Origin of the sequence: Pseudomonas sp. GL-RE-29, assembly GCF_019947275.1 — a bacterium.
GTDB lineage: Bacteria > Pseudomonadota > Gammaproteobacteria > Pseudomonadales > Pseudomonadaceae > Aquipseudomonas > Aquipseudomonas fluorescens_A.
In genome coordinates, this window is the sequence record NZ_JAGYGD010000025.1 from 87,793 (window position 1) to 93,808 (window position 6,016).

Genomic DNA, 6,016 nt, shown 5'->3' on the forward strand with positions numbered 1-6,016 from the left:
CAAACTTATTGTGGCTGCTTAATTTTTTCCTCCCTAGAGAAAATTCCTTCCACGAAAGACAATTTTCCCCGACGTGCATTCGCTCTGTTGGAGCCGCGTCTTTTGATCTCTACAAGTAACTATTGCCACGTCCTACAGCGCCTAACTAGGGCGCGACAGGGAAACTGTTCTCGCAGCGCACAATAATTATACAACTCCAAAACACTCCGCCTTGGCATTCGCTCACCTGTATAACTGTCGTATCTGGTAGTAGAGCGATGCCCTTTTGTGGACTCTGTCAGGCGTTAGTAGCGATCATAAGCAGAAACGACAGTCTGTAGCATAAACTGACCTCATCAGCCCAAGTCATCGCAACCTATCGGCCGTTGCCCTGTACAAAAATTTTTATCTTCAATTGACTGCAGTCGTACCAATTTTAAGATCAAATGCAGTTTTTTTTTACTTTCATATGACTCACTCGCCGTAAGCTCTTGATTGGCAGCGAGGTCGTTTTACGTTCTGTTGGCCGCTGAAGACAGCGTGTAATCCTGATTCGATACTAGGCTCCATCAACCGGGACATCTCGCCTCGGGACTTTGGAGATCGATATGACTACTCAAAACCTCAGCGGCAAAGTGGCTTTGATTCAGGGCGGCTCCCGCGGCATCGGCGCCGCCATCGTCAAACGCCTGGCTGCTGAAGGCGCGACGGTCGCCTTTACTTACGTCAGCTCAACGGCGAAGGCTGAAGAATTGCAAAACAGCATCATCGGCAATGGCGGAAAAGCCCTGGCCATCAAGGCTGACAGCGCCGACGCGGAAGCCATCCGCAGTGCCGTGAATGCGACGGTAGAAGCCTTTGGCCAACTGGATATCCTGGTCAACAACGCCGGCGTGCTGGCCGTCGCGCCGCTGGAAGATTTCAAACTCGAAGATTTCGACCAGACCCTGGCGATCAACGTACGCAGTGTGTTCATCGCTACCCAGGCTGCCGCCAAACACATGACCGAAGGCGGTCGCATCATTAACATCGGCAGTACCAACGCCGATCGCATGCCCTTCGCCGGTGGTGGCCCGTATGCCATGAGCAAGTCGGCACTGGTTGGCCTGACCAAGGGCCTGGCCCGCGATCTCGGACCGAAAGGCATCACCATCAACAACGTGCAACCGGGACCGGTCGACACCGACATGAACCCGGCCCACGGCGATTTCGCCGACAGCCTGATTCCGTTGATGGCGGTCGGACGTTATGGCAAGGCTGACGAGATCGCCAGTTTCGTCGCCTACCTTGTCAGCCCGGAGGCCGGCTACATCACTGGCGCAAGTTTGACCATCGACGGTGGTTTCGGCGCCTGATGGGTTAAACACCTTCCAACTGTAGGAGCGAGCCTGCTCGCGATAGCGATAGTTCAGACGACATTAACGTTGCCTGATACACCGCCTTCGTCGAAACGCCGTCCGGAACCGGCTCGCTCCTACATGTCTTTCGTCACGACCATTCAAGCGCGGGCAAGCCACAGGCACTCGGTCTGAAGGCCTTCAACGTACGAAGAATCCCATCGGCATGTGCGTACTTTTCATCCGCCATCGCCGCATCCGGAATCGCAATCGCCTTCATCCCCGCCGCTTTCGCCGCCGTCACACCAAACGGCGAATCCTCGAACACCAGGCAATCCTCGGGCGCGACACCCAGACGCCGCGCTGCGGTCAGGAAGATATCCGGCGCCGGTTTGGCCGCACCGACTTCTGGGTCATCGGCAGTGACAATGATGTCGAACAGCGCGAACCAGTCCCGGTGCAAAGTGGTTTTCTGGCCGAACGACTGGCTAGAAGAACTGGTGCCTACCGCGATTGGAATGTTGTTGGCCTTCAGATGCCTTACCAGTTCCTGTGCGCCAGGCATTGCCTGTGCTGTAGGAAAACGCTCGCGCATCAAGGGCTCGCGGATCACTAGAAACTCTTCGGCGGTTATTGGCAGATCCAGCGCCTCGACCACGTATCGCGCCAGATCGCCCGCACCACGACCGATGATGTTCTGCTTGATGCTCCAGTCGAAGGTCCGCCCGTAACGCCCGGCAATCAGGGAGGTGACCTCGGTGTAAATGCCCTCGGTGTCCAGCAGCAAACCGTCCATATCAAAAATCACGGCCTTGATCGGGCCGAACTCTTCCAGCGCTGCATTCATCGCGTCTGATCCGTTGTTGATGACATCCCAGGCGGCTCAGCTGCAGCCGGATCCGTGATTGATTAAAGGGTTCAGCAGCATAGCGAGCGCGGTTGGCGTAGAGCAACGGACAATTCCAGCTGCGGGCCAATCATTTAGCGATTCGCCCTACATCAAACACCTCCTTTCCCGACTTCTTTCTTCCCTGATCCCTTGCAGAGTTCGCTCACTCTTCACCTGAGCGAAAGACTGCGAATGTTTCTACCTGACAAGCTGCTGGCCCTGAACAACACCATCGGCTTGCTGGTGGTTGCCGCCATGGATCCGGAACATCCGGACATTGAAGCGCTGCTCGATGATTTCCGCCTCAGCCATAACGACCACAAGGCCTGGGCGGAGAACTTCTGGACCGGTGGAGCACTGGCTGTCGAGCAAGTGTTCAAGGTCGGAAATAACGTACGTCTCACCGCGCCACAGAATTCAACTGAAGTCAGTTCCACCGTCACGACGTGCCCCGCCAGCGGCCCGCTGACCCTGGTGCATATGTTTGAAGCCGCGGGCTTCGTTCCGATTGGCAATACACCGGTGATGCTCGAGCCGCTGATATCAGAAGGCCCGGATGGACCGAAGTTTGGCGCACCGATTCACGAAACCATTGGCCCCAGTGGAATCCTCGAGATCCCCGATTGCTGGCGCGGCCAGCGCTACCGCATCACCTTCTTTCCCAACGTATCCACTGCTCACGTCAAGGCGCTTTACGATTCTTACCAAGGTGTCATCCGCGAGTTGGAGGGCTGGTTGCGCAATGAGTGGGCGACCGAGTTTCAGCCGCAGTGGGTTGAGTTTTCCGAAGCAGGTTTCAGCGAACGCTACGGCATGCTGCAACGAGCCGACTGGCAGGGTTTCGAGCATTCGCTGCATGGTTTGTGGGATGACATTAAGCAGCTCTACGCGCTGATCTCCGACCTGCAGGCTAACAGCTCGAAACTCCTTGAATACGTGACTCAGGCCGAACTTGAGACGCTGCTGAACGCGTCCTCAGAGGCCATTGCCAATGTATTGCTGGTACTGAGTGATGAGCCGCTGGTGTTCATTCATCTGGCTGCTTTCACCAGTTGGCTCAGGATGTTGCCGCCGCAGTACATCGCCGAAGTCGTGGCGGAAATTCGTACGGAGTTGTTGATCAGTTTCCTGCTGGCGTGCCTGACCGGTCCTACAGGATTGAAGCTCGGGATGAGCGCCAAGGTGCTGAACAAGGTCAAGTCCGAGCGTGCCCGACGTTGGCTCGCAGCGATGGGTTTGCGACTGAGCGAGCTCACTGCCCGCTCTGATCTGACCGCTCATGCGGGCGTGCTCAAACCGTTGATGGTCAATGCTCGAAACGCGCCGGTGAGACCGACGCCTGCGGTGCCGCTGCAAATAAGCGTCGCGGGGTCGGCGGATGTACTCGTAAACAATCCGCTTGCCATTGCTCGTAACAAGTCGGAAGCCATGACCCGTCTGAGCCGACAGGAACATCGGGAAGATGCCCCGGCTCAGGGGAAAAATCCCAACGGCGACAGCGCCGATTCGGCGGATCGCACGACCACCCATGGCTGTCCCGTGTCGATGGTCACTGGCGAAGAACTTTTGACCCTGAGCGATGGTGTTCTCGACGGGGTTTTACCCTTCGAGTTCACCCGGCTCTATCGCACCAGCGCCGTAGAAATCGACAGCGGCCTCGGTTTCGGCTGGAGCCATTCGCTGGCCCATCGCCTGGAGCTTTCTGGCGACACGGTGATTTGGGTCGACCACGAAAACCGCCGCACGCCGTTTCCGTTGCCGAGCCTGACCCGCCCGGTCATTCACAACAGCCTGTCGCGGTCGGCGATTTACCTCGGTGATCAGCCGGAAGAACTGATAGTGGCGTTGGCCGGTGAGTCGGCGCGGTTCTTTCACTTTCTGAACGGGCGTTTGAGCGCCATCAGCGACGCCTATGGCAATCGTCTGACGCTGCAGCGCGATCTTTCCGACCGCGTGCTACGCCTCGACAACGGCGCCGGGCGCTGTTTGCTGCTGCGTTACGAGCGTCAGCACCTGATCGGCGTCGACTACCAGCGCGTTCACCTCGCCGACGACCAGGCGCCGGCCTGGCACACCGAGCAGACGCTGGCCACTTATGGCTACGATGCCCGTGGACGACTGATCGCCGCAACCAACGCCGCCGGTGAAAGCGAGCGCTACGACTACGACGAACAGCACGTCATCTTGCAGCGGCAACTGGCCGGTGGCGCGAGCTTCTATTGGGAGTGGGAACGCTCCGGCAAGGCCGCGCGCTGCATCCGCCATTGGGCCTCGTTTGCGCAAATGGACACGCGCTACACCTGGGACGACGACGGCGGTGTGCGGCTCAAACACGCCGACGGCAGCGAGGAAGTCTACGTCCACGACGGCCAGGCGCGGCTGGTGCGGCGGGTCGAGGCCGACGGGGGCGAACGACGCAAGGCCTACGACACCGACGGCCGGCTGATCGCCGAACAGGACCCGCTCGGCGCGGTCACCGAATACCGCTACGACGAAGTCGGACGGCTGGTGGCGCTGATTCCGCCGGAAGACGAGCCGACGTCCTACGAGTACCGCAACGGTTTCCTGCATGCGCGCTATCGCGGTCAGGCCAAGTGGACCTATCGACGCAATGCCCAGGGCGACGTGACCTGGCTGATCGACCCGGACGGTCAGAGCACCTACCACGACTACGACGCGCAAGGGCGGCTGCGGGCGATTCGTTATCCGGACCACAGCCAGCATCTGTTGGAGTGGAACAGCCTGGGGCAATTGCTGGCGGAAACCTTGCCCGATGGCGGGCGCCGGCAGTTTGCCTACGATGCGCTGGGGCGTTTGCGGACCCGTCAGGACGAATTTGGCGCGATTACCCGTTACCAGTGGGACGCGGTGGGTCGCCTGTTGCAGACCACGCTGGCGAACGGCGCCAGTCGCACCTTCAGCTACAACGCCTATGGCCGGATCACCGCCGAACGCGACGAGCTCGATCGCATCACCCGCTATGAATACGCCGACGATTTGCATCTGGTCAGCCGGCGGATCAACCCCGACGGCAGCGAGCTGAGGTACCGCTACGAGCATGCGCAGCTGTTGCTGACCGAGATCGAGAACGAAAGCGGCGACACTTATCGGCTGGACTACACGCCCGGTGGCTTGATCCGACAGGAAACCGGCTTCGACGGTCGACGCACGGCTTACAGCTATGACCTCAACGGCCAGTTGCAGGAGAAAACCGAGTTCGGCGATGACGGCTCGCAGCTGGTCACCACTTACCTGCGTGATGCGGCCGGACGCCTGTTGGTCAAGACCTTGCCCGACGGCAGCAAGGTCGACTACCGCTACGACAGCCTCGGGCGTTTGGTCAGCGTTGACGATGGCCAGGACCATCCGCTGGAGTTTGAGTACGACGTTCACGACCGGCTGATCACCGAACATCAGGGCTGGGGCACCTTGCGCTACGGCTACGACGTCAGTGGCCAGCTGCAGCACCTGCGCCTGCCGGACAACAGTCGCCTGCTCTACCACCGCGCCCAGGGCGGTGCGCTGACCGCCATCGACCTCAACGGTTCGCGCCTGACGAGGCATACGTTTGTTGGCGACCGCGAACAAAGCCGTCAACAGGGTTTGTTGCTGAGCGACTACGCCTACGACGAACAGGGTCGACTGCAAGCCCACGCCGTCAGCCAACAGCAGCGTCCGCTGTACCGCCGCGACTATGCCTACAGCGCCAACGGCAACCTCCTACAGATCGCCGACACCCGCCACGGCCAGCGCCGCTACCAGTACGACCCGCTCGACCGCCTGACCCACGTGCGCCACGCCCGTGATCAGG

Annotated in this window: 3 protein-coding genes; 2 read left to right on the forward strand and 1 reads right to left on the reverse strand. The window is 59.5% G+C overall.

Features of this window, described 5'->3' with window-relative positions; genetic code table 11:
* Positions 1-587: 587 nt before the first annotated feature.
* On the forward strand, positions 588-1,334 hold the full coding sequence (locus KGB21_RS20205; protein WP_034148001.1) for a 3-oxoacyl-ACP reductase family protein: 747 nt from the start codon (positions 588-590) through the stop codon (positions 1,332-1,334).
* Positions 1,335-1,467: 133 nt separating this feature from the next.
* On the opposite strand, the gene KGB21_RS20210 is transcribed toward KGB21_RS20205, so the two are convergent.
* Complete coding sequence (locus KGB21_RS20210) at positions 1,468-2,163, reverse strand: HAD-IA family hydrolase (protein ID WP_034148002.1); 696 nt, start codon at positions 2,161-2,163, stop codon at positions 1,468-1,470.
* 234 nt (positions 2,164-2,397) lie between these two features.
* Here KGB21_RS20210 and KGB21_RS20215 point away from each other — a divergent pair.
* A partial coding sequence (locus KGB21_RS20215) for a DUF6531 domain-containing protein (RefSeq protein ID WP_223506514.1) occupies positions 2,398-6,016 on the forward strand: 3,619 nt, incomplete at its 3' end.

Excerpts from the sequence above, each read along its gene's own strand:
- KGB21_RS20210 (WP_034148002.1), bottom strand. The coding sequence starts at position 2,163 with ATGAATGCAGCGCTGGAAGAGTTCGGCCCGATCAAGGCCGTGATTTTT.
- KGB21_RS20205 (WP_034148001.1), top strand. The coding sequence starts at position 588 with ATGACTACTCAAAACCTCAGCGGCAAAGTGGCTTTGATTCAGGGCGGC.